The organism is Kineococcus gurbantunggutensis, from assembly GCF_050871925.1.
GTDB lineage: Bacteria > Actinomycetota > Actinomycetes > Actinomycetales > Kineococcaceae > Kineococcus.
Map to the genome: position 1 here is coordinate 27,822 of NZ_JBJLSG010000028.1, position 18,682 is coordinate 46,503.

The window sequence follows — 18,682 nt, forward strand, 5'->3', positions numbered from 1 at the left end:
GCTCGATCAACCCCGGGGAGCTGGCCCACCACCTGTGCTGCGAAGCGCGCAGCACCGGCTTGGCGGAGCTTGCCCGGCTCGCCGGCTCCCGGTGGCGCATCGAGGGGTGCTCGCAGCAGGCCAAGGGCGACGCCGGCCTGGACCACCACCAGGTGCGCGACGACCGCGCGTGGTACGCGCACGTCCCCCTGCAGGCGGCAGGTGCCCCTCCCCCTCCGTGCCGACGTCGGCCTGGTCGTCGGCCACTCGGTCCCAGCCGGCTGGGACCGCCGGAGAGCAGGGCGCCGAAGCGGTCGTCGCCGCCTGGGCCGCGGCAGCGCGGGTGGGTCGACCGGCTGCACGGTCCCGGGGGCCCGCCGCCTGCTGGTCGACCTGGCGCCGCCGGCGTCAGCACCAGGAACGGCTGCGCCACTACCGGCGGCATGGACGCCTGCCCACCGTGAGTGCCGGTGCAGCAGCGAGGACAGCAACGACTCCTGATCAGCGATGACGGACAGCCGGATGGGTTCTCGATCGATCTTCGCCCACGAGATGCCTCTGCGTGCTGCTGACACGTCCTTCCGACGAGCGGCGTGATCACGTGCGGGGCAGGCACTGCGCTGTCCCCACCACCCCTGTCGCGGCACCACACGGAACCGCTGGTGCAGCTCTGCAGGCTCGCGGGCCAGCCAGAGGAGGACGGCGCGCGCTGACACGGCGCGCGCTGACACGGCGCGTGCTGACAACGCCTCGGCGAGGAGGTGAGAATCACGCGCTGCGGTCAATCACCAACGCCGCGTTGACCGCTGTTCCGGCGAGGTGCGCAGCGCCCTGACGACTTCCGCGAACCACCGGTAGGTTCCCTGTGCAACCAGTAGCGTGCGCCCTCCAGAGCAGGTTGACGGGGGGAGTCGGAGATGTCTCACGAGCACGAGGACGTCCTGCGGGTGGTGGACTGGATCGCCAGGCTCACCGAGGAGGACCGCAGCGAACTGCTGGCCCGGGTGCAGCAGCGGGCCCCGCGCGAGGAGGGGCGCCAGGTCGCACCCATCGTCACGGACGGGCACGTGCCGCGCGTCAGCTCGCTGCCGCGTGCGCAGGTGGCCCTGCCGACGATGGCATCCAGCGCGTCCGCCTGAGCGCACGGGTGCCGGACACCCCGTCCACCGCACCCCGCCCCGAGCCGCTGACCCGCTCCCGGGTGCAGCACTGCTCCCGGGGGCAGCACCGCCCCGGCAAGAGCGAGCGCTGCGCCCGGGGTGCAGCAGTCACCCCGCCACGGTGGTGCTGACCAACACCGCGGCGGCGACACCGGCGACACCGGCGACACCGGCGGTGGCCAAGCGATGCGGGGACGAGGTGCGCAGGGGTCCTGCGGCGCAGGGTGGGTCTAGGAGTGAGGGGCGTCTCGGCGTAGGGCGGGGGGCGGGACCGGTGGCCCCGGCCCACCCCCCGCACCGGGCTCACCGTTCAGCGACGGGGGTTGCGGCTCAGCGGCGAGCACCCCGCCGACCACCTCGCGCAGGTGGGTGTCGGCGCAGGTGCCGCTCAGCGCCGCGCCGCCGGGGCGCCCGGCGCTCACCGGGGCGGGCACCCCGGCGTGCCCGGTGGCCGGTGGCGGTCCAGTCCACGACGAACCGCCTCTCGCTGCCGGCGACGGCGAAGGGCCCGTGCTCGGCGGAGACGTCTTCGGCCTCGCTCGTGCTCTGCCCCGTGCCGCTCTCGTGCTGCTCGTCGACACCCTCGATGCCCAGGCCACCGCACTCGTGGTCGCCGGTGACGATCAGCAGCGCATCGGGGTGCTGCGCGGGGCAGTCGCGGGCGCTCTGCACCACAGCGCGCGGCGTCACGCCGGCGCCCGCCCGTCCTCGCGCCCGCTCGGGTGCGGCCAGGGCGCGGACCCGGCAACGACCAGTGCGCCGCGCACGTCCGAGTCGGTCGGCGAGGCGCACCTGGCCAGCGAGTCGATCAGGTCGGAGAAGGTCAAGCTGATCGCGACCTCGCGCACGGTGTCCCCTTCGACGACTGACTTCACTCTAAGTAAAGACAAGTGAGCGCTGCGTTGCATCGGCGTGACGTCCTCGTTACACCCGCTCGGAACGTCGATGCCCCTGCGCCCCCGCACGCCACCTTGGCGACCCGGGCAGGTGGGGCGGGACGGCACGGTCCACGTGCCCGCCGGTGACAGCGTGACCCCGCCCCGCGCGCGGAGGCGGCCCCACGCACGGGGGCCGGTGCTCAGGGGTCGATGCTCGGGGCACGACATCATCGCCAGCGCCAGCCCTCGCCGACAGCGGGGACGGCGGGTGTGGCGGCACCAGGCGTTGACGAAGCCACCGCGGATGGTGTGGAACGTTTGCGCCCGTGAGGCGTCCAGGCAGTGTGAGAGCCGAACCCGGCCCGGCCGGCACAGCGCGGGACGCACCCCCGCACCCTGCTGCTGGGGTGCCCGCCCAGCCGCCTGCAGGTGGGCCGCCTACAGGTGAGCGGCCTGCGGGTGAGCTCTCGCGGCAGGAGGCCTACCACGCGCTGTTCAGCGAGCACTTCCTGGCCACCGTGCGCCTGGCGCGCCTGCTGGGCGCCGACGACCCCGAGGACGTCGCCCAGGAAGCCTTCGTGCGCCTGCACCGGCGCTGGCAGGACCTGCGCGAGCCGGCAGCGGCCCTGGCCTACGTGCGGCGCACCACCATCAACGTGACCACTTCCCGCCTGCGCCACCTGCGCACCGTGCGCCGCACCCCCGGCGAGCCGCTCCGCGTGCACCCCTCCGCCGAGGACAGCGTCCTGGCCGGTGAGCGCACCACGCGCCTGCTCGACGCTGTGCGGCAGCTGCCGGCGCGTCAGCGACGCGCACTGGTGCTGCGCTACTGGCTCGACCTGCCCGTCGCCGAGGTCGCCGCCGCCCTCGGCATCCGCCTGGGCACCGCCAAGTCGACGCTCTCGTGCGCCCAGTCCACCCTGGCCGCCCTGCTGAAGGACCCCACGTGAACCCGAACGAGACTTCCCGCAGCGACCCCGACGAGAACGTCGGGGAGCACTCTGCCACGGCCGACAGCACCGGCAGCACGAGCAGCAGCACGAGCAGCAGCCCGGGCGGCAAGCCGGGCACGGACCTGCAGCAGGAGTTGGACGCCGTCGCGGCCGCCGCGCGGGCCGCCCAGCGCTCTGCCGGCCAGGCGCGCTGGCAGCGCCACCAGCAGCTGCTGGCCGCCGACCACCGGTCCCGGCCACGCCGCGAGCACGGGGGGCGCTGGCGCGGATCGCGCGCCGGGCGGGGCGTGCTGGGCGGTACCACCCTGCTCGCCGCCGTGTCCGCCGCCGCGGCCGGTGCCGTCCTGGCCGCCTGGCTGCACCCCTCCGGTGGTGCCTCGAGCGTGCGGCTGGTGCCGGCGGCTCCCACCTCCACCCCCAGCGAGCAGAGCGCCGGCCCTTCACCAGCGGGCTCGACCCCGGCGACTTCCATCCCGGCAGCCACGAGCACGCCGATCACCGACGCCGACGCGCACGTGCGCACCGTCGCCTTCGAGCAGGTCAGCGACCTGGCCCGGCAGTGCGCCCAGCCCTCTGCACAGACCTCCACCCAGCTCTCCACCGGGGCTCCCACCCGGGCGGGAAGCCCCGGGTGGAGCACCGTCTTCGCCGCGCGCTCGGCCTTGAGCGCTGCGGTGGGCACCGAGGAGCCCAGCGGGCAGCACCACCTGTGCTACAGCCTGCCCGGCGGCGTGGTCGGCGACGCGGTCATCGAGGCTCCTCACCAGCAGGAGACGGCCGCTGCGGGCGCCTCGGGGTGGTCCGCGCCCGTGACGGCCCCGGACGGCTCGCAGGTGCTCAGCGTCTACGGGTGGGCCCAGCCGAGCGTGAAGACGTTCACCGTGAGCACCGGCACGGGGGCCTCGTTCAGCGCGGTCGTGCGCAACGGCATCTGGTGGGCCAGCCCGCGCACCAGCGCCGCCGGCCAGAGCCAGGTCCTCACCTGGCAGGCCTTCGACGCCGACGAGCAGCTCCTGAGCAGCGGGCAGCTGACCAGGAACGAGTCCGTGCCAGACCTGTAACAAGCCGTTGCATTAGTTCATAGTGGGTAGTCGTCGGGCGCAGATCAGCGTGATCGCCAGGCGGGCCAGCGCGGTGATGGTAGTGGCGCTGGTGTCGTAGCACAGCGCCAGGCGCTCGTAGCTCAGCAACCAGCTGATCGTGCGCTCGACCACCCAGCGGTACCGGCCCAGGCGCTGGCTGGAGTCCACACCGATGCGGGCGATGCGCGCAGTGATGCCCCGTCGGCGCAGGTAGGCGCGGACCCGCCGGTTGTCGGACCCTTGTCGGCGTGCAGCTTGACCAGCCGGCGGCGCGGGCGCCCGCGACCGGGGCTCTTGACGGGGCGCTGGCTGTCGAGCAGCGGTGTCAGGAACAGGGAGTCGTGCCGGTTGGCGCTGGAGAGCGCGACGTTGATCGGTAGCCCGTCGGCGGCCACGGGCAGGTGGTACTTCTCCCCCGCAGGCGGGAGGTACCCCCAGCCCAGCTTCGCTCTGTCCGTGGGGTTCGGGCCAGTCAGGGCGCCCCTCTTTTCGCCCGGACGCTGACGGAGTCGGCGCCGGCGCGGGACCAGTCCAGCAAGCCCTGCTGCCCCAGCCGGTCCAGCACCGCGCCGTGCAGCTCGTCCCACACGCCGGCGTCCTGCCACTGGCGCAGGCGTCGCCAGCACGTCGCCCCCACGCTACGCGCGGGAGGTGCCCCCGCCCGAGCCGTGACCCAGCTCGAGCGGGGGGGGGGGCAGCGGGGCGAGCAGCTCCCACAGCTCATCGGTGAGTCGACGCCGCATCGCGGGTCCGTGCCCATCGACTTGGCGTCGGTGAGCAGGCACCGGGCGAAGGCGCCGCCGACTGAGGTGGTCAGCCATTCTGTGCCTGCTCGAGCGCACCCTCTGGCGTCATGCCGCCGACGAGGGCTTCTTGGACCGCCGTGTAGATCCTCGTGGCCGCTTCAGGCCAGTCTGACCCAAGAGCGCCGGTTCGGGCACGCAGGTTCGGAACCTGGTCAGTGAAGACCTTGAGGTGCGGGTTCTGAGATGTGACCCGGTCCGCGAGTGCAGGCTTGGTGGGCACAGTGCCGGTGCGCAGAGAGATCTCGACCTCGACATCGTCCCGGTTGAGGCACTGGACGAGTTCAGCGGCCTTCTTCTGCTTGTCCTCGTCACCGGTCTGCGGAACGGTCCACGCTTCACCCCCGAACGGCAGGACGAGCTTGCCGCTGGCCTGCGGGGCGGGGATGGGGACGACACCGTACTCGAGGTCAGCAGTCCGGTCGAGGGCCGGGAAACTCCAGGGGCCGTTGATCATCATCGCGGCGTTGCCGGCGATGAAGTGGTCAGTAACCTCATCCTGCGGCCAGTTCACCGATGACTGGGACAGAGAACCCGACGTCATGAGGTCCTTGATCAGTTGCAGTGCGGCCGCGGTCTGAGGGGTGTCGATGTTCTCTTCGTTCCCACCGTTGGACCACATGAACGGTAGAAATTGCCAGGTCCCTTCGAAGGTGCCGACGTTCGACATGGCAAACCCGTATCGGTCGCCCTCGGTCAGCTTTGCTGAGGCTGTCTTGAGTTCGTCCCACGTGGTGGGCGGCGTCACGCCTGCGGCATCGAGAAGTTTCTTGTTGTAGAACAGCGCTATCGTGTTGGTGACTGGCTGAAGACCGTAGAGCTCACCCTCGTATGTTGACGCCTGCAGGACGCCGTTGGCGACACCAGCGGTGTCGATCCCGAGGTCGTCGAGCGAGGCCAACGCACCCGAGGCCGCGACCTGCTGGACGTCGGGATTGTCGAGCATCAGGACGTCGGGCAGCGTCTTGGAAGAACTCTGCCGCAACACCCGCTGCATCAACGCGTCGACGGGAACCGACTCCCGGTTGATCTCCACCCCCACGACCTGTCCGCAGGTTTTTAGGGCACGATTCCACGGAGCGTTGTTCGTCGTTGACGTGTAGTAGTCCAAGACCCGTAGTTCGCTTGCACCACTCGCCGCTTCTTCATCGGAGCCATCGCCGCAAGCGCTGAGTGCGAACGGCAGAAGAAGTGCAGCAGCTAGCCCGGCGCGAAGACGCCCCGATGTCAATTCGGACTGCTGGCGCGACTCGCGGCTCACTGATTTGTTTCCTCTCAACTTCACTTCACGATCGACGACGAACAGCGAGGGCAGAAGGTCGACAGTTTACAGTCCGTTGCATAAGTTGGTCCGAAGCTCTGGCGTGTCGCGCTGAACAAGGCGCAGCCTGGATCGCACGGCCACCGACGCCCCCGTTCGGCCTCGCCAGCTGATCACCGATGAGCTGTGGGAGCTGCTCGCCCCGCTGACCCCGCCGCCGCCACCGGCACCGGGTGGGCCACCGGCACCGCGTGGGCGCACCGGTCGGCCTCGGTGTGAGGACCGGGCGGTGCTCGAGGGCATCGTCTTCGTGTTGAGCACCGGCATCGGCTGGGCCAAGTCCCCCGCACGCGGGAGGTACCCCCCACCCGCTCGAGCTGGGTCACGACTCGGGCAGAGGCACCTCCCGCGCGCAGCGTGGGGGCGACGCGCTGGCGCCACCTGCGTCAGTGGCAGGACGCCGGCATGCGGGACGAGCTGCACGGCGCCGTGCTCGATCGTCTCGGGCAGCAGGGTCTGCTGGACTGGTCGCGGGCCACCGCCGACCCCGTCAGCCTGCGGGCGAAAAAGGGGTGAGCTGACCGGGCGCAACCCCACCGACAGAGGCGAAGCGGGTACCTGTCAAGACCCGGCTCCGATGGAGACCTACAGCGTGTCCCACGGTCCAGCGGACCCGGGCGTTGACGGTCCCTCACCTCGTCAGTCCTCACCTCGCGTGGGCCGGTACCGCAGGCAGACGACCCCCGACCCGAACTCACGACGGTCCACCAGCTCCAGCTGAAGGCGCTCGCGCAGACCAGCCAGCAACGTCGGACCGTACCCGGCCAGGACCGGGTGCACCAGGAACTCGTACTCGTCGATCAATCCCGCATCGGCCAGCGCGCGGGGCAGCCTCACACCCCCCACCCACAAGCCCCGCCCGGGCTCCTGCTTGAGCTGCTGCACCGCTGGACCCACCTCGCCCCGCACCAGCTCGGCACGCCAGTCGACCCCGCTCAAGGTGCTGGACACCACGTGCTTGCTCGCCCCGTCGACGGCTTCGGCGAAGGCCAGCCGCCGCTCGTCCATCCAGTCCGGCCACGTGCCCGTGGCCGGCTTGCGCCAGGCCGAGCGCATCATCTCGTAGGTCACCCGGCCGAAGAGCAGGGCATCGGCGCACTGCACCTGAGCGGTCCAGTAGCGCATCGACTCCTCATCTGGAGGCAGTCCCGCCTCGTGGTGGCAGCAGCCGTCGAGCGTGACGTTGATCGAGTAGCGAAGTGGTCTCATCTCGTTGCTCTCCCCCGCTGGGCGCCCCGCCGTCACCGGACCCTGCGTGGACCTGCGACGGCACCGCTTCTCATCGGCGCCCAGCCTGCTCCCGCACGCCCGCACGCCCGCACGCACCAGGGTTGGGACGGCCCTGCCTGATCACGGTGTTCGGGGATTCGGGTCAGGTTCCGTGCGACTCCACGATCACGTCGGAGGGCACGCGGTCGGCGGCGGGACACCGGCGATCTGGAAACCACGGGAAGGAACCGCGCCACGAGCGCGGCACAGACCGGCGAGGCCACCCGGGGGCACTCGTGAGCACGTAGCCGGCTCAGCGCGTGGTGGGCCCAGCGCGTGGTGGGCTCAACGCGTGGTGGACGCCAACCGGGCGCTGACGTACTCGCCCATCGCCACCGGCAGCTGCACCCCCTCGCCCGCCGTGCCCGCGGTGACGCACCGCGCGGCGGCCAGGGCGCTGACGCGGGCCAGGACCTCGGCGCTGGCACGCGCGGCGCGGAGCAGCTGCTGCGCCTGCAGGCCCGCCACGGTCTCCTCGATGCCGGGGGGCAGATCGTCGGGGTCTCGGTCGAGGACCTGCGAGAGCCCGTGCCAGGGGTAGATCGCACCTCGGGCGGCAGCCCACAGCGCCCAGATGTGCCCGCGGGCCTGGTGCAGGCGGTGGTGCGCCTCCCACAGCGAACCGCGCCGCAGGTACTTGTCCGCATCGGCCAGCGCGCACCAGCCCGAGAACGCCCACTCGCGGACCTGCTCAGCGCTGACCTGGTCCGCGGCAGGGAAGACTCGACCGGTCGACCCGGTCGGCTCTGACGCAGCGCGGTACAGCGCGACGAAGTCCGGAGCCGCCCGCCCGCGGCGCACCTGCGCCTCGACCATCAGCGCCACGTCCAGCTGGACACCGTCGGCGAACTGCGCGAACACGCGCCGCACGGGGCCGTCAACGTGACCGGTGCGCTGGCGCAGCACGTCCACCAGCGCTCCGGCCCCCGGCAGGGACGCGAGCAGGGCGTCTTCCACGGCCAGCACCCGTCCCCCACCGGCGCCGCCCGCCGGTGCCGCCAGCCCGATGGCGGCATCGACGTCGGAGAGCTCATCGCCGGCTCCACGTCCCAGCGAGCAGCCGACCGACAACGACGTCACCGCTTCGGTGCGCTCGCAGAAGCCCAGCACGTGCTCCAGCACGCGGCGCTGAGGGTCCAGCGCAGCGGGCAGGGCCGCCAGCCACGCCCGGCCTGGCACGGCACCCTGCGCTGCACCCCGGCCGTCCTCGTCGCCCCCGTGCACGTGTTGCCCCTGCTGCGCACCGTCCACAGCGACCATCTCACCACCGCAGCCGTGCTCGTACTGCTCGGACGGCTCACCCGACGGTGAGTGCGCAGCTGCGTGACGGTGAGCCCTCACCGGTAGCGGCATCAGCAGGTGCTTCGATCAGGGGTGCAGGGCGTCGGAGCACGCGGGGACCTCACCCCGCTCTTGCGAACGCGGTGATCACGACCCGGTCGACCACATCAGGACCAGCGGGTCCGCAGGAACGGGGCCATCCCCGTCGCCCGTGGACGAGGGGCGTCTCGTACTGGTCGGGCGATGAGTCCAAGACCTGCCTGCGGTCCCACCCGCGACAGCGACGGGCGGCCGGCGGGCAACGCCGCCGCCCGGTGAGCAGCCACGCAGGAGACCTCGATGCCATCGATCCGCCGCTTCGACCACGTCGGCGTCACCGTCGCCGACCTCGAGCAGGTCAGCGCCTTCTTCGTCGCCCTGGGCCTGCGGGTCCAGGCGGGCCCGATGGTGGTCGAAGGCGACTTCCTGGACACCGTCATCGGCATCCCCGCCTCCCGCACCCGCATCGTCGTGCTGCAGGCGCCGCAGAGCGGCACCTCGGTGGAGCTGTCCACCTTCGAGCGGCCCCAGCACCAGCCGGGCTCGCCCACCGCCATGTCCACCGAGCTGGGCCTGCGCAACGTGGCCTTCGAGGTCGACGACCTCGACGCCCTCCTCGAGCCGCTGGCCAGGAACGGGTACGGCTTGGTCGGCGGCGTGGGTGAGTACGAGGAGATCTGGCGGATGGCGTACGTGCGCGGGCCGGAGGGGATCATCGTGTCCTTGGCGCAGCGGATCGGCTGAGGCACCCCGGCACCCCGGCACCCCGGCACGCATGGGCTGCAGTGGGCAGAAGCGCAGTGCCTGGCTTCGCGGTCAGGCCTGCGGGCTCAGGCGGTCAGGAAGTTTCGCCGGGTGCGTCGCAGCCGGTCGATCCACCCGTGATCCCCGGCCGCCACGAAAACCCACGGGACGACTGCCGTGGTCGTAGCCACCCTCGTGTACACCGGTTACCGTCGACGTGTACACGATCGGGAGGTCGCACGTGAGCAAGACCCACATCGACATCGACGACGACCTGCTCGCCCAGGTGGCCGCCCTCACCGGGACGACCGCCAAGTGCGACACCGTCGAAGCCGCCCTGCGCGCGCCCCTGCACCAGGAACGCCGCCGCGCCGCGGCCGAACGTCTCATCACCCGCGCCGAGAGCGGTTACTTCGCCCCCCCTGCTCCAGGAGCACTCCAAGGCCAACGGTGACGGCGTCGAGGCGCCTGCTGTCGAGGACCAGCGGCAAGGCGCTGCGTGAGCTTCCTGCTCGACGAGTCCGCCCACGACCGCCGGCACCAACCGGTCGTGACCGCCCGGTGGAACAAGCTCCTGCGCGCGGACCTGCTCGCCATCGCTCGCCCGAACGTGCCGGAGATCGGGTTCTCCGCCGCTCCCCGCAGGACCACCGCGACGTCATCGCCGACATCACCGAAGCGATGACCGTCATCGAGCTCAGCGCTCGCGCGCAGGACCTGTAGGAGCGCCTGACCCACCGAGGCTGGCACCGGCCCCCTGGACCGGTGGACCTGCTGCTGGCCGCCACGGCCATCGAACACGAGCTGACGCTCCTGCACCTGGAGAAGGACTTCGAGCTGATCGCTCGCGTCAACTCGTTGCCACAAGAGCGAGTGGTTCCCCGGGACACGCCCACTGGGTGACCCCGGCGAGGCGACGTCCGGCCGAGAGCGACCGATCGCCGCGAGGCAAAGCAGTGGCTGCAGCGGCCCTCGCTGCCCCAGCATGGCGATCGTGGACGCTCACGAGGAAGCCGGCGCGCCGAGGGACGCCGGTGCACCACAGGTCGAGGAGGTGCTCCACAGCGGCAACAGCGGCGGTGCCGTGCGCATCGGCGCCAGCGTGCGGCGCCCCGCGGGTGCGTGGACACCGACCATCCAGCGCCTGCTGGCCCACCTGCACCGTCGGGGCGTGACGCAGGTGCCCGCACCGCTGGGCATCGACGAGCACGGCCGCGACAGCACCTCCCACCTGCCCGGTCAGGTGCCGCAGCACCCGCTGCCGTCCTGGGTCTGGCGCGGTGAGGTCCTGACCGACGCCGCCCGCCTGCTGGCGCAGCTGCACGCCGCCAGCGCCGGCTTCGACACCCACGGCGCGAACTGGCGGCTGAGCGGGCACGAACCGGTACAGGTGATCTGCCACAACGACGTCGCCCCCTACAACAGGGTCTTCACCGACCAGCGCCTGAGCGGGCTCATCGACTGGGACACCGCCTCCCCGGGTCCGCGGGTGTGAGACCTGGCCCACCTGGCGTACCGCCTGGTGCCGCTGACGCACCCGGACAACACCGATGCCATCACCACCGGTGTGCCCGAGCGGGCCCGGCGCCTGCACCTGCTCTGCGGCGCCTACGGCCCCTGGGTGCAGCCCGGTGAGGTGCCCGCGGCCGCGGTGCAGCGCTTGGAGGACCTGGCCGCCTTCACCGCCGCGCGCGCCAGGAGGGACACGCGCACCTGCGCGCCCACGTGCAGCTGTACCGGCGCGACGCGCGCTGGATCAGCGCCCGCATCCGGCAGCTCACCGAGGAGCCCCGTTGAGCCAGCCACCGACTCCTGCCCCGCCCACCGGCCCACCACCAGCTCGATCCCTCCTGCCTGCCGCGGCGCCAAGCACCGGCACCGTCGGGGCCGGCAAGAGCACCGCGGCCGCGGCGCTGGGTGCCCTGCTGCGCGAAGCAGGGGTGCCGCACGCGCTCATCGACCTCGAGGGCCCGCCCGTGCAGGACGGCCCCACCCGCGCTGACGGACCGAGGGGCTGCCGGTGGTACTCCACCGCCAGAGCGCGGGGGGCCAGGGCGCGAGCGGGCATGCGCAGACGACGGGGACCTGCAGAGGACCAGCACGTCCACCACCGGCGGCAGCGCCCACACCAGCCCAACCACCCACCGGCGCCCCACGTACGCTGATCGCCGTGAACAGCAGCAGGCGCGCCGCTCGCGGCGAACGCGAGATCCGCGCGCTCCAGCGCGCCACCCGCGTCCTGGAGCGCCCCACCACCACCGCCACGCTGCGCCAGCGCCTGGACGCCCTGGCCGACGCCGCCGGCGCGGCCGGCGACCTGGGCGTCGACCTCGATGCCCCGAGCGACCTCTACGGCAGCGGCGTCGTCGGCCACCTCGAGCGACGCGTCGCCGCCCTGCTGGGCACCGAGGACGCCGCCTTCTTCCCCTCCGGCACCACGGCCCAGCAGGCCGCCCTGCGCTGCTGGGCCCACGACGCCGCACCGGGTGCGGGACGTGGCGCGGGGCGGGGCAGCCGACCGGGCACGGTGGCGCTGCACGCCCTGTCCCACCCGCAGGTGCACGAGTCCGACGCCCTCACCCGCCTCGCCGGTCTGAGCACCGTCCCGGTCACCACCCAGCCGCGCCCCACCACCGCCGAGGACGTGCGGGCCCTGCCCGAGCCGGCCGGGACCCTCGTGCTCGAACTGCCCCTGCGCGATGCCGGGTTCCTGCTGCCCAGCTGGGACGAACTCCTCGCGGTCACCGACGCGGCGCGCGAGCGCGGAATGCGCGTCCACCTCGACGGGGCCCGGCTGTGGGAGAGCACCACCCACCTCGGCCACGGCCTGGAGGAGATCGCCGCCCTGGCCGACAGCGTCTACGTCTCCTTCTACAAGTCCCTGCGGGGGCTGTCCGGCGCAGCGCTGGCCGGTCCCGCGGACTTCGTCGAGCAGGCCCGGCTGGAGCGCCACCGCTACGGCGGCAACATCTTCCAGCAGCACCCCGCGGCACTGACCGCCCTGCACGGCCTGGCCCGCGACCTGCCCCGCCTGCCCGCCCGCGTCGAGCACGCCCGGCTGGTCGCCGACGCCCTGGGCCGGGAGCTGGCCGCCTCCGGCGCGGCCTGGTCCAAGGTGCACCCGCTGGTCCCGCACACCCACCAGTTCCAGGTGTGGCTGCCCCACCGCGCCGACGTGCTGACCGAGGCCGCCACCCGGCACGCCGAGCAGAGCGGCACCGCGCTGTTCACCGGGACCTGGCGCGAACCGGGCCTGCCGCCGGGCCTGGCCTTCACCGAGGTCACCGTGGGCGAGGAGGGGCTGCGCTGGAGCGCCGAGGACGTGCGCACCGCGCTGCGCGAGTACCTCGGCGTCCTGCGCGCGCTCACCGGGACGCCACCGCGGTGAAGCCGCAGCGCTCAGCGGTGTGGCGCTCAGCGGTGCGGCGGTCAGGCCGTGAGGAACTGGCGGTAGAACTCTGCCGGGTCCTTGGCCAGCGAGGCCTTGATCACCTCGGTCGACTCGTCGACGACGACCTCGATCCTCGACGCCGCGACGCCGTCGAGGACCGCGCGGGCGACGTCGGCGGGGTCGTTCTTCGGCAGGTCGTAGCCCTTGATCATGTCGGTGTCGGTGGCCCCCAGGTGCGCTGAGGTGACGAGGGTTCCCTGGCTCGCCAGTTCCAGACGCAGGGCGTTGCTCATGTTCCAGTTCGCCGCCTTGGACACGGCGTAGGCGCCGTTGCCGGGGTAGGCGGACCAGGAGAGCGCCGAGGCGATGTTGACCACCGCGCCGCCGCCGTTCGCGGCGAGGATCGGCGCGAACGCGCGCACCATCGAGAGGGTTCCCCAGAAGTTCACGTCCATCTCGGCGCGAACGGCGTCCAGGTCCCCCAGGAGGTCCACCCACGTCGAGGACCCCGCGTTGTTGATCAGGAGGTTCACGTCACCGGCGCTCCGCGCGGCCGAGGCGACGGCCTCGGGGTCGGTGATGTCCAGCGCGAGGACGCGGGCCCCGGGGACGTCGATGGAGTCAGGTCGGCGGGCGGCGGCGTAGACCGTGGCCCCACGCTCCAGGAGCTGACTGACGAAGTGCGCCCCGATGCCGCGGTTGGCACCGGTGACCAGTGCGGTGGTGGTGCTGTCGATGTTCACGTCAACTACGCTAAACCCTGACACTGATGTGAGAGGCAAGTAGTTCACCGGGAGCGGAGGTACGGGAGTGCGGATCGGTGAGGTCGCCGCGGCTGCGGGGGTGAGTGTTCGAGTTCTGCGCTACTACGAGGAGCAGGGACTGCTGTCCGCTCAGCGCAGCCCCAGCGGGCAACGGCACTACGGCGAGACGGCCGTCGACCGGGTCAAGCTCATCCAGCAGCTCTACGCGGCGGGCCTGTCCAGCAAGGCGGTGGCCAAGCTGCTGCCGTGCGTCGACACCAAGACGTCCACCCCTGAAGTGCGCGGGCGGCTGAAGCACGAACGTGAACGGATCGATCGGCAGATCCAGGAGTTGCTGGCGGCCCGCGCCGAGCTCGACAAGGTGATACACAACGCGGAGAACCCCGGCTCGGGCTACACCTACGTCGCCTGAGGGAGTGCTGGGCAGCTGACGCCTGCTGAGCGTCGAGGCCTGGTCGGTCTTCCTTGCAGTCCCTCTCACTGTGACGCCGGTACTCTGCGGCAGCGGACCAGCGAGCAGGCCGGCTGCAGCAGCCTCAGGTGCAGATCGGCGCGGACCTCGCAGCGGGTCCGCAGTCGCTTGAACCGGTGCAGCGCCCCCGCAACCGGGAGGTACCCCGGCGAACGTCCGCTCCACCACCCGGCGAACACGGCAGAGCCCAGAACCGTGGGTGATGCCGCGTTGTCGTCGTGCGCGGCGGTAGACGCCGTAGCGCAGCCACGGTCGGCGGAGAGGCAGCGCGGTCGCAAGCGGGGTCGGCCGCGGACTCCTCGAACGGTCGGGAAGGCATCGACCAGCGGCAGCAGCTGGGTGACTCGTCGATGTGCTCGTAGCGGTTGCCGCTGGTCAAGGTCACGACCGGCGGGGCGCCGTTGAGGTCGGCGAGTCCCCCACAAGCGGGAGGTGCCCCCTCCGCTGGGTGGCCCAGCGCACGATCAGCTGGCTGCTGAGCTGCAAGCGGCTGGCGCTGCGCTACGACACCAGCGTCACCACGATCACCGCGTTGGCCCGTCTGGCGGTGACGTTGATCTGTGCCCGTCGACTACCTGCGACGGACCAACGCAACGGCTTGTGAGTGCCCAGGACCTGGCGCGCTGGCGGGAGCACTTCGAGGAACCCGGCGAGCAGGAGCTGGCCGGCGCGCGCCCGCCTGCTGCTGCACCGCCGCACCGGTCGTGGGCGGCGTGGGCCGCGGCCCGCTGACCCTCACTGTGTGACACCGGCGGCGGTCGGGCCCCGTGAGCATCGGCTGAGCAGCACGCGCGCTCACGGCCACCGGTTCAGGCGCCACTTCCGGCACCCGGGCACCCCGGCCCGGTCAGCGCCTGCGAGCGCCGAGCGCTCACCACGGCCGGGCTCCACGCCCAGAGTGAAAAGAGGGTGCGGGCAGGGGCGCACGGGACGCAGGATGCCCGCGTGCTGCGAGATCCACCGATGCCACGACAGCGCCCACCGGGTGCCCCGGCACCGCCCTGCCCGGCGGGCACGCGCGGGAACCCGACAGCGCAACTCGTCCACGCAGGAACCCGTCCCACCGCGGCAGCACGGTGAAGCAGATCCACTACCGCCGCGAGCAGCCCGGCGACCGGCCCGCCGTGCGGCAGCTGCACCTGCAGGCCTTCGACGAGCACGGACGGGCCGTGGCCGACCTGGTCGAGGACCTGCGCGCCCGGGTCAGCGCCGGCCACGGGCTCTCCCTGCTCGCCGAGACGGACGGCACCGTCGTCGGCCACCTCGTGCTCACCGACGCGCTGCTCGACGCACCGCGCCGCCTGGTCAGCGTGCGCGTGCTCAGCCCGCTGGCCGTGCTGCCCACGGTGCAGCGCCGCGGCATCGGACGGGCCCTGGTAGCGGCAGCGCTGCAGCACGACAGCACACGGGCCGTGCCCCTGGTGTTCCTCGAGGGCGATCCCGGCTACTACGCGCGCCTAGGCTTCCAGCCCGGCGCTCAACACGGCTTGCGCAGGCCCTCCCTGCGCATCCCCGAGGCCGCCTTCCAGGTCTTCCTACTGCCTGCGTACGAACCGTGGATGACGGGCACCCTGGTCTACCCCGAGGTGTTCTGGCGCCACGACGCCGTCGGTCTTCGCCGGCCCGGCACTTGAGGCTCACCGGGCCCACCCCACCCACCGGGCACGGGCGCGATCAGCCATCCACGCGTCCAGGTCGGCGAGCGCGGAAGCGCCGCCGCACCCAGCGCGCCTGCTCGTGAGCGCACCGGCTCCTCCCCGCCCTCACCGGTGCGCGGGTGGGGCGAACAGCGCGCCGCAACCGTCCCTCGCAGCCTCGGCGTCCGTGGTGACACGCCGAGGCTCCTGCTGCCCCTGCCCCGGCCACCACGTCGCAGCCAGGGGCCGGTCACACGCTCATGGCGGTGGCCTCAAGGGGGTCGGCACGACACCCCCTCGGGACCTCGGCGCTGCACCCGATCGCACGGCCCGCCACTCGCGGGGCGTGATGCCGTACGCGGCACGGAACCGGCGGCTGAAGTGGCTGGGGTCGGAGAAGCCGCATCGGCGGGCGACGGCGGCGATGCTCGTCGACGCTGACCCCTCGGCGAGCAGTTGCTCGCGGGATCGTTCCAGGCGCCGCTCGGTGATCCACCGGGTGAGGGTGCGCTCGTGACCGGCGCGCGCCCACGCGTTGCAGAGGTGCCGCACCGACACGTGGTGGACAGCGGCGACCACCTCCATCGACAGCTCCGGGTCGCCCAGGTGCGCGTCGACGTAGGCACGGACCCGGTGCTCGAGCGAGTCGGCCAGAGCACCCCGCCCGGCGGAGTGCTCGGCCGCGGTCAGCAGGAGGGTCCGCAGGAGCGCCACCGTCGCCTGGCCGGCGAGCAGGCGGGGGTTGGCGGCGAGCTGGGCGGTGGCGTCGAACAGGCCGGCCAGGTGGTCGCGGACCAGGTCGTGCACGGGGCTGCGGGCCAGCGCCGGTGCGGCGGCGCGGACCACGTCCACCGACACCCCCAGCTGCTGGTCGGCCACGACGAGGTCGTCGCGCTCGTTGGTCCCGCGCTGCCGGAGCTCGTAGGGTCGGGTGGTGTCCACGCAGTGCAGGTGGCCGGCGCGCGTCGGGCCGGTGCTGCCGCCCACCGACAGCAGCGAGGTGCCGGCCCGCTGCAGGCCGAAGCTCACGTGCTCCGACGGCTCGCGCCGCACGTGGCGCTCGTCGCGGACCACGTGCAGCGGGCTGCCGACGGTGCGGCGCAGGCGCACCTCGGGTCCCAGCTCGACCAGGTCGATGCGGTGGTGCACCGGGCCGGCGCCGACGGAGGTGACCCGCTGCGCGCTCTCCCCGCGGAAGGACTCCTGCAGCGCCTGGGCCCGCTGGGCGGCCGGCAGCGCCGCGGTGTCGAGGAGCACGCTCACCGCGCCGCTCCTCGACCGGCCGCCACCCGCCACTCGGTCGGGGAGAGGCCGAAGGCCTGCCGGAACCGGCGGCTGAAGTGGCTGTGGTCGGCGAAACCGCAGCGGCGGGCGATGACCGCGATGCTGACGCCAGGTCCGGCCGCGAGCAGCTGCTGCGCCAGCTGCAGCCGTCGTTCGAGGATCCACTGGGCCGGCGTCAGCGGGTGCCCCGCCCGGGCCCACAGGGTGTAGAGGTGGCGCACGGAGACGGCGTGCGCCGCGGCGATGCGCTCGACGGTCAGGTCGCGCTCGCCGAGGTGCGCGTCCACGTAGAGGGTGATCCGCGTCTCCAGCGCCGCGTCCATCGCGTCGTCGGCGCTCGCGCAGTCCGCTGCGGTGGTGAGCAGCGCGCGCACCAGGGCGAGGGTGGCCTGCCCGGTGAGCGGGCGGTGCCGGGCCGGCAGCCCGGCGACCGCGACGTGCAGGCCGGCCAGGTGCCGGCGCACCAGGTCGTAGACGGGGCTGCGGCGCAGCGCCGGCGCAGCGGCCCGGACGACGTCGACCGGGACCCCCGCCTGCCGGTTGCTCAGGATGAGCACGTCGTGGTCGTGGGCGGTGCGGTGGCTCAACCGGTAGGGCGCGGTCATGTCCACGCAGTTCAGCTCACCGGCGGGGATGCCGCTGTCACCGCCGGCGGTCGAGACGAGCGCGTCCCCGCGACGGTGCCAGCCGATGGCCACGTGCTCGGGCGCGTCTGCACGCACCTGCCCGGGGGTGCGGACGATGTCCAGGGCGTTGCCCGCGGTGCGCAGCAGGTGCACCTCCGGCCCGAGCTCGAGGCGCTGGACGCGGTGGCGCACGGGGCGGGGACCGAGCACGACGGTGCGCCGCGGGTGCTGGCCGTCGTAGGCGGCGTGGACGGCGTCGGCGCGGTCGGCCTCGGGCAGCAGGTCGGTGTCGAGCAGCACGGTCACGGGGTCTCCCTGGTCCAGGCTGCCGGTCAGCGTAGCGGGCGCACAGGGGCGCGCCGGGTCCGCGCGCGCCGCCCGGGGGGCGTTGCGGACGTCGAGCCGGGCCGTCCGCGGCGCCCGCGGCTGCCGGCACCGGCCGCCTCGTGCGGCGTCAGTCGCGGCGAGCGGCGACGGTGTGGGCCAGCTGCACCCGCGAGTTGATGCCCAGCTTGCCGAAGACCGCTCTCAGGTGGGTGCTGACCGTGTGAGGGGAGACACCCAGCTGCGAGGCGACCGAGCGGTTGGTGCCGCCCCGGCCGACGAGTTCGGCGACGCGCTGCTCGGCCGCGGTCAAGGCGTCCCAACCGCTGACCGGGCGGGACCGCTGCGCACGGGCCGGCTGGTCGCCGTCCTGCAGGGCCAGCGCTCGCGGATCGACGATGACGGTGCTCGCCCCCCAGGACCGCAGGGCGTCGCTGGCCCGGCGCCAGGCCTGCAGCGCCTCGGCGCGCCGCTCGGACCCGGCCAGCAGCGCAGCGAGGTCACCGGCGGCCACCGAGTACACGGGAACCCTCGGTCCCGTCGCCAGGACGCGCACGGCCTCGGCCAGGAGTTCCGGGTCCTCGTCGAGCAGGGCGCGGGCGTGCAGCGCGATCCCCTGGATGCCGGGGACGCCCGGGTTCCGCTCGGCGTAGCAGGCGGCGCCCTGCGCCGCCT

Annotated in this window: 21 protein-coding genes and 3 pseudogenes; 15 read left to right on the plus strand and 9 right to left on the minus strand. The window is 73.0% G+C overall.

Annotated elements, in window-relative coordinates:
- Nucleotides 1-896 precede the first annotated feature (896 nt).
- The 4 genes from ACRYR7_RS07745 to ACRYR7_RS07760 all read left to right on the plus strand — a co-directional run bounded on the left by ACRYR7_RS07745 (nucleotide 897) and on the right by ACRYR7_RS07760 (nucleotide 4,031).
- Nucleotides 897-1,118, plus strand: a complete 222-nt coding sequence (locus ACRYR7_RS07745; protein ID WP_432571500.1) for a hypothetical protein — start codon at nucleotides 897-899, stop codon at nucleotides 1,116-1,118.
- A 585-nt stretch (nucleotides 1,119-1,703) separates the two neighbouring features.
- Complete coding sequence (locus tag ACRYR7_RS07750) at nucleotides 1,704-2,033, plus strand: hypothetical protein (protein ID WP_432571501.1); 330 nt, start codon at nucleotides 1,704-1,706, stop codon at nucleotides 2,031-2,033.
- A 391-nt stretch (nucleotides 2,034-2,424) separates the two neighbouring features.
- On the plus strand, nucleotides 2,425-2,967 hold the full coding sequence (locus tag ACRYR7_RS07755) for an RNA polymerase sigma factor (RefSeq protein ID WP_432571502.1): 543 nt from the start codon (nucleotides 2,425-2,427) through the stop codon (nucleotides 2,965-2,967).
- On the plus strand, nucleotides 2,964-4,031 hold the full coding sequence (locus ACRYR7_RS07760; RefSeq protein WP_432571503.1) for a hypothetical protein: 1,068 nt from the start codon (nucleotides 2,964-2,966) through the stop codon (nucleotides 4,029-4,031). The genes ACRYR7_RS07755 and ACRYR7_RS07760 overlap by 4 nt, the downstream gene beginning before the upstream one ends.
- Nucleotides 4,032-4,043: 12 nt before the next feature.
- Here the strand turns inward: ACRYR7_RS07760 and ACRYR7_RS07765 are convergent.
- Together ACRYR7_RS07765 and ACRYR7_RS07770 are read right to left on the minus strand one after the other, a co-directional pair.
- Nucleotides 4,044-4,795, minus strand: a pseudogene (locus tag ACRYR7_RS07765) (IS5 family transposase).
- A gap of 70 nt (nucleotides 4,796-4,865) precedes the next feature.
- Complete coding sequence (locus ACRYR7_RS07770) at nucleotides 4,866-6,116, minus strand: ABC transporter substrate-binding protein (RefSeq protein WP_432571504.1); 1,251 nt, start codon at nucleotides 6,114-6,116, stop codon at nucleotides 4,866-4,868.
- Between the two features lie 127 nt (nucleotides 6,117-6,243).
- On the opposite strand from ACRYR7_RS07770, the pseudogene ACRYR7_RS07775 reads away from it, so the two are divergent.
- Nucleotides 6,244-6,735 (plus strand): annotated as a pseudogene (locus tag ACRYR7_RS07775) (hypothetical protein); the annotation flags it as partial.
- Between the two features lie 80 nt (nucleotides 6,736-6,815).
- Here ACRYR7_RS07775 and ACRYR7_RS07780 read toward each other — a convergent pair.
- Both ACRYR7_RS07780 and ACRYR7_RS07785 read right to left on the minus strand, forming a co-directional pair.
- Nucleotides 6,816-7,385: a dihydrofolate reductase family protein gene (locus tag ACRYR7_RS07780; RefSeq protein ID WP_432571505.1), complete on the minus strand. Its 570-nt coding sequence runs from the start codon at nucleotides 7,383-7,385 to the stop codon at nucleotides 6,816-6,818.
- 345 nt (nucleotides 7,386-7,730) lie between these two features.
- Nucleotides 7,731-8,624, minus strand: coding sequence for a hypothetical protein (locus ACRYR7_RS07785; RefSeq protein ID WP_432571506.1), 894 nt, complete (start codon nucleotides 8,622-8,624; stop codon nucleotides 7,731-7,733).
- A gap of 441 nt (nucleotides 8,625-9,065) precedes the next feature.
- Here ACRYR7_RS07785 and ACRYR7_RS07790 point away from each other — a divergent pair, with 441 nt between their 5' ends.
- The 6 genes from ACRYR7_RS07790 (at nucleotide 9,066) to ACRYR7_RS07815 (ending at nucleotide 12,897) form a co-directional block, all read left to right on the plus strand.
- The gene (locus ACRYR7_RS07790; RefSeq protein ID WP_432571507.1) at nucleotides 9,066-9,509 is read left to right on the plus strand and encodes a VOC family protein; all 444 of its coding nucleotides are present in this window, start codon (nucleotides 9,066-9,068) and stop codon (nucleotides 9,507-9,509) included.
- A 241-nt stretch (nucleotides 9,510-9,750) separates the two neighbouring features.
- Nucleotides 9,751-9,963 (plus strand): type II toxin-antitoxin system VapB family antitoxin, encoded by a 213-nt coding sequence (locus ACRYR7_RS07795; protein WP_432571508.1) that lies wholly within the window; start codon nucleotides 9,751-9,753, stop codon nucleotides 9,961-9,963.
- A gap of 45 nt (nucleotides 9,964-10,008) precedes the next feature.
- Nucleotides 10,009-10,194 (plus strand): PIN domain-containing protein, encoded by a 186-nt coding sequence (locus tag ACRYR7_RS07800; protein ID WP_432571509.1) that lies wholly within the window; start codon nucleotides 10,009-10,011, stop codon nucleotides 10,192-10,194.
- An 80-nt stretch (nucleotides 10,195-10,274) separates the two neighbouring features.
- Nucleotides 10,275-10,412 carry a PIN domain-containing protein gene (locus ACRYR7_RS07805; protein ID WP_432571510.1) on the plus strand — a complete coding sequence of 46 codons (138 nt, stop codon included), beginning with the start codon at nucleotides 10,275-10,277 and terminating at the stop codon, nucleotides 10,410-10,412.
- Nucleotides 10,413-10,503: 91 nt separating this feature from the next.
- Entirely contained in the window at nucleotides 10,504-11,004 is a 501-nt protein-coding gene (locus tag ACRYR7_RS07810) for a phosphotransferase (RefSeq protein WP_432571511.1), read from the plus strand.
- Between the two features lie 666 nt (nucleotides 11,005-11,670).
- Nucleotides 11,671-12,897 carry a threonine aldolase family protein gene (locus ACRYR7_RS07815; RefSeq protein WP_432571521.1) on the plus strand — a complete coding sequence of 409 codons (1,227 nt, stop codon included), beginning with the start codon at nucleotides 11,671-11,673 and terminating at the stop codon, nucleotides 12,895-12,897.
- A gap of 41 nt (nucleotides 12,898-12,938) precedes the next feature.
- Here ACRYR7_RS07815 and ACRYR7_RS07820 read toward each other — a convergent pair whose 3' ends face one another.
- Entirely contained in the window at nucleotides 12,939-13,643 is a 705-nt protein-coding gene (locus ACRYR7_RS07820) for an SDR family oxidoreductase (RefSeq protein WP_432571512.1), read from the minus strand.
- 67 nt (nucleotides 13,644-13,710) lie between these two features.
- Here ACRYR7_RS07820 and ACRYR7_RS07825 point away from each other — a divergent pair, with 67 nt between their 5' ends.
- Nucleotides 13,711-14,076, plus strand: a complete 366-nt coding sequence (locus tag ACRYR7_RS07825) for a MerR family transcriptional regulator (RefSeq protein ID WP_432571513.1) — start codon at nucleotides 13,711-13,713, stop codon at nucleotides 14,074-14,076.
- Nucleotides 14,077-14,141: 65 nt separating this feature from the next.
- Here ACRYR7_RS07825 and ACRYR7_RS07830 read toward each other — a convergent pair.
- Nucleotides 14,142-14,551 (minus strand): annotated as a pseudogene (locus ACRYR7_RS07830) (transposase family protein); the annotation flags it as partial.
- A 33-nt stretch (nucleotides 14,552-14,584) separates the two neighbouring features.
- Here ACRYR7_RS07830 and ACRYR7_RS07835 point away from each other — a divergent pair.
- From ACRYR7_RS07835 to ACRYR7_RS07845, 3 genes are all read left to right on the plus strand, one after another.
- Nucleotides 14,585-14,740 carry a hypothetical protein gene (locus ACRYR7_RS07835; RefSeq protein ID WP_432571523.1) on the plus strand — a complete coding sequence of 52 codons (156 nt, stop codon included), beginning with the start codon at nucleotides 14,585-14,587 and terminating at the stop codon, nucleotides 14,738-14,740.
- The gene (locus tag ACRYR7_RS07840; protein WP_432571514.1) at nucleotides 14,737-14,868 is read left to right on the plus strand and encodes a hypothetical protein; all 132 of its coding nucleotides are present in this window, start codon (nucleotides 14,737-14,739) and stop codon (nucleotides 14,866-14,868) included. The genes ACRYR7_RS07835 and ACRYR7_RS07840 overlap by 4 nt, the downstream gene beginning before the upstream one ends.
- 353 nt (nucleotides 14,869-15,221) lie before the next feature.
- Complete coding sequence (locus tag ACRYR7_RS07845; protein WP_432571522.1) at nucleotides 15,222-15,770, plus strand: GNAT family N-acetyltransferase; 549 nt, start codon at nucleotides 15,222-15,224, stop codon at nucleotides 15,768-15,770.
- A 261-nt stretch (nucleotides 15,771-16,031) separates the two neighbouring features.
- Here the strand turns inward: ACRYR7_RS07845 and ACRYR7_RS07850 are convergent, their stop codons facing one another.
- The 3 genes from ACRYR7_RS07850 to ACRYR7_RS07860 all read right to left on the minus strand — a co-directional run.
- Entirely contained in the window at nucleotides 16,032-17,036 is a 1,005-nt protein-coding gene (locus ACRYR7_RS07850) for an AraC family transcriptional regulator (RefSeq protein ID WP_432571515.1), read from the minus strand.
- Nucleotides 17,033-17,989 (minus strand): AraC family transcriptional regulator, encoded by a 957-nt coding sequence (locus ACRYR7_RS07855; protein ID WP_432571516.1) that lies wholly within the window; start codon nucleotides 17,987-17,989, stop codon nucleotides 17,033-17,035. Before ACRYR7_RS07855 ends, ACRYR7_RS07850 begins: the two co-directional genes overlap by 4 nt.
- A gap of 148 nt (nucleotides 17,990-18,137) precedes the next feature.
- A partial coding sequence (locus ACRYR7_RS07860; RefSeq protein WP_432571517.1) for a helix-turn-helix transcriptional regulator occupies nucleotides 18,138-18,682 on the minus strand: 545 nt, incomplete at its 5' end.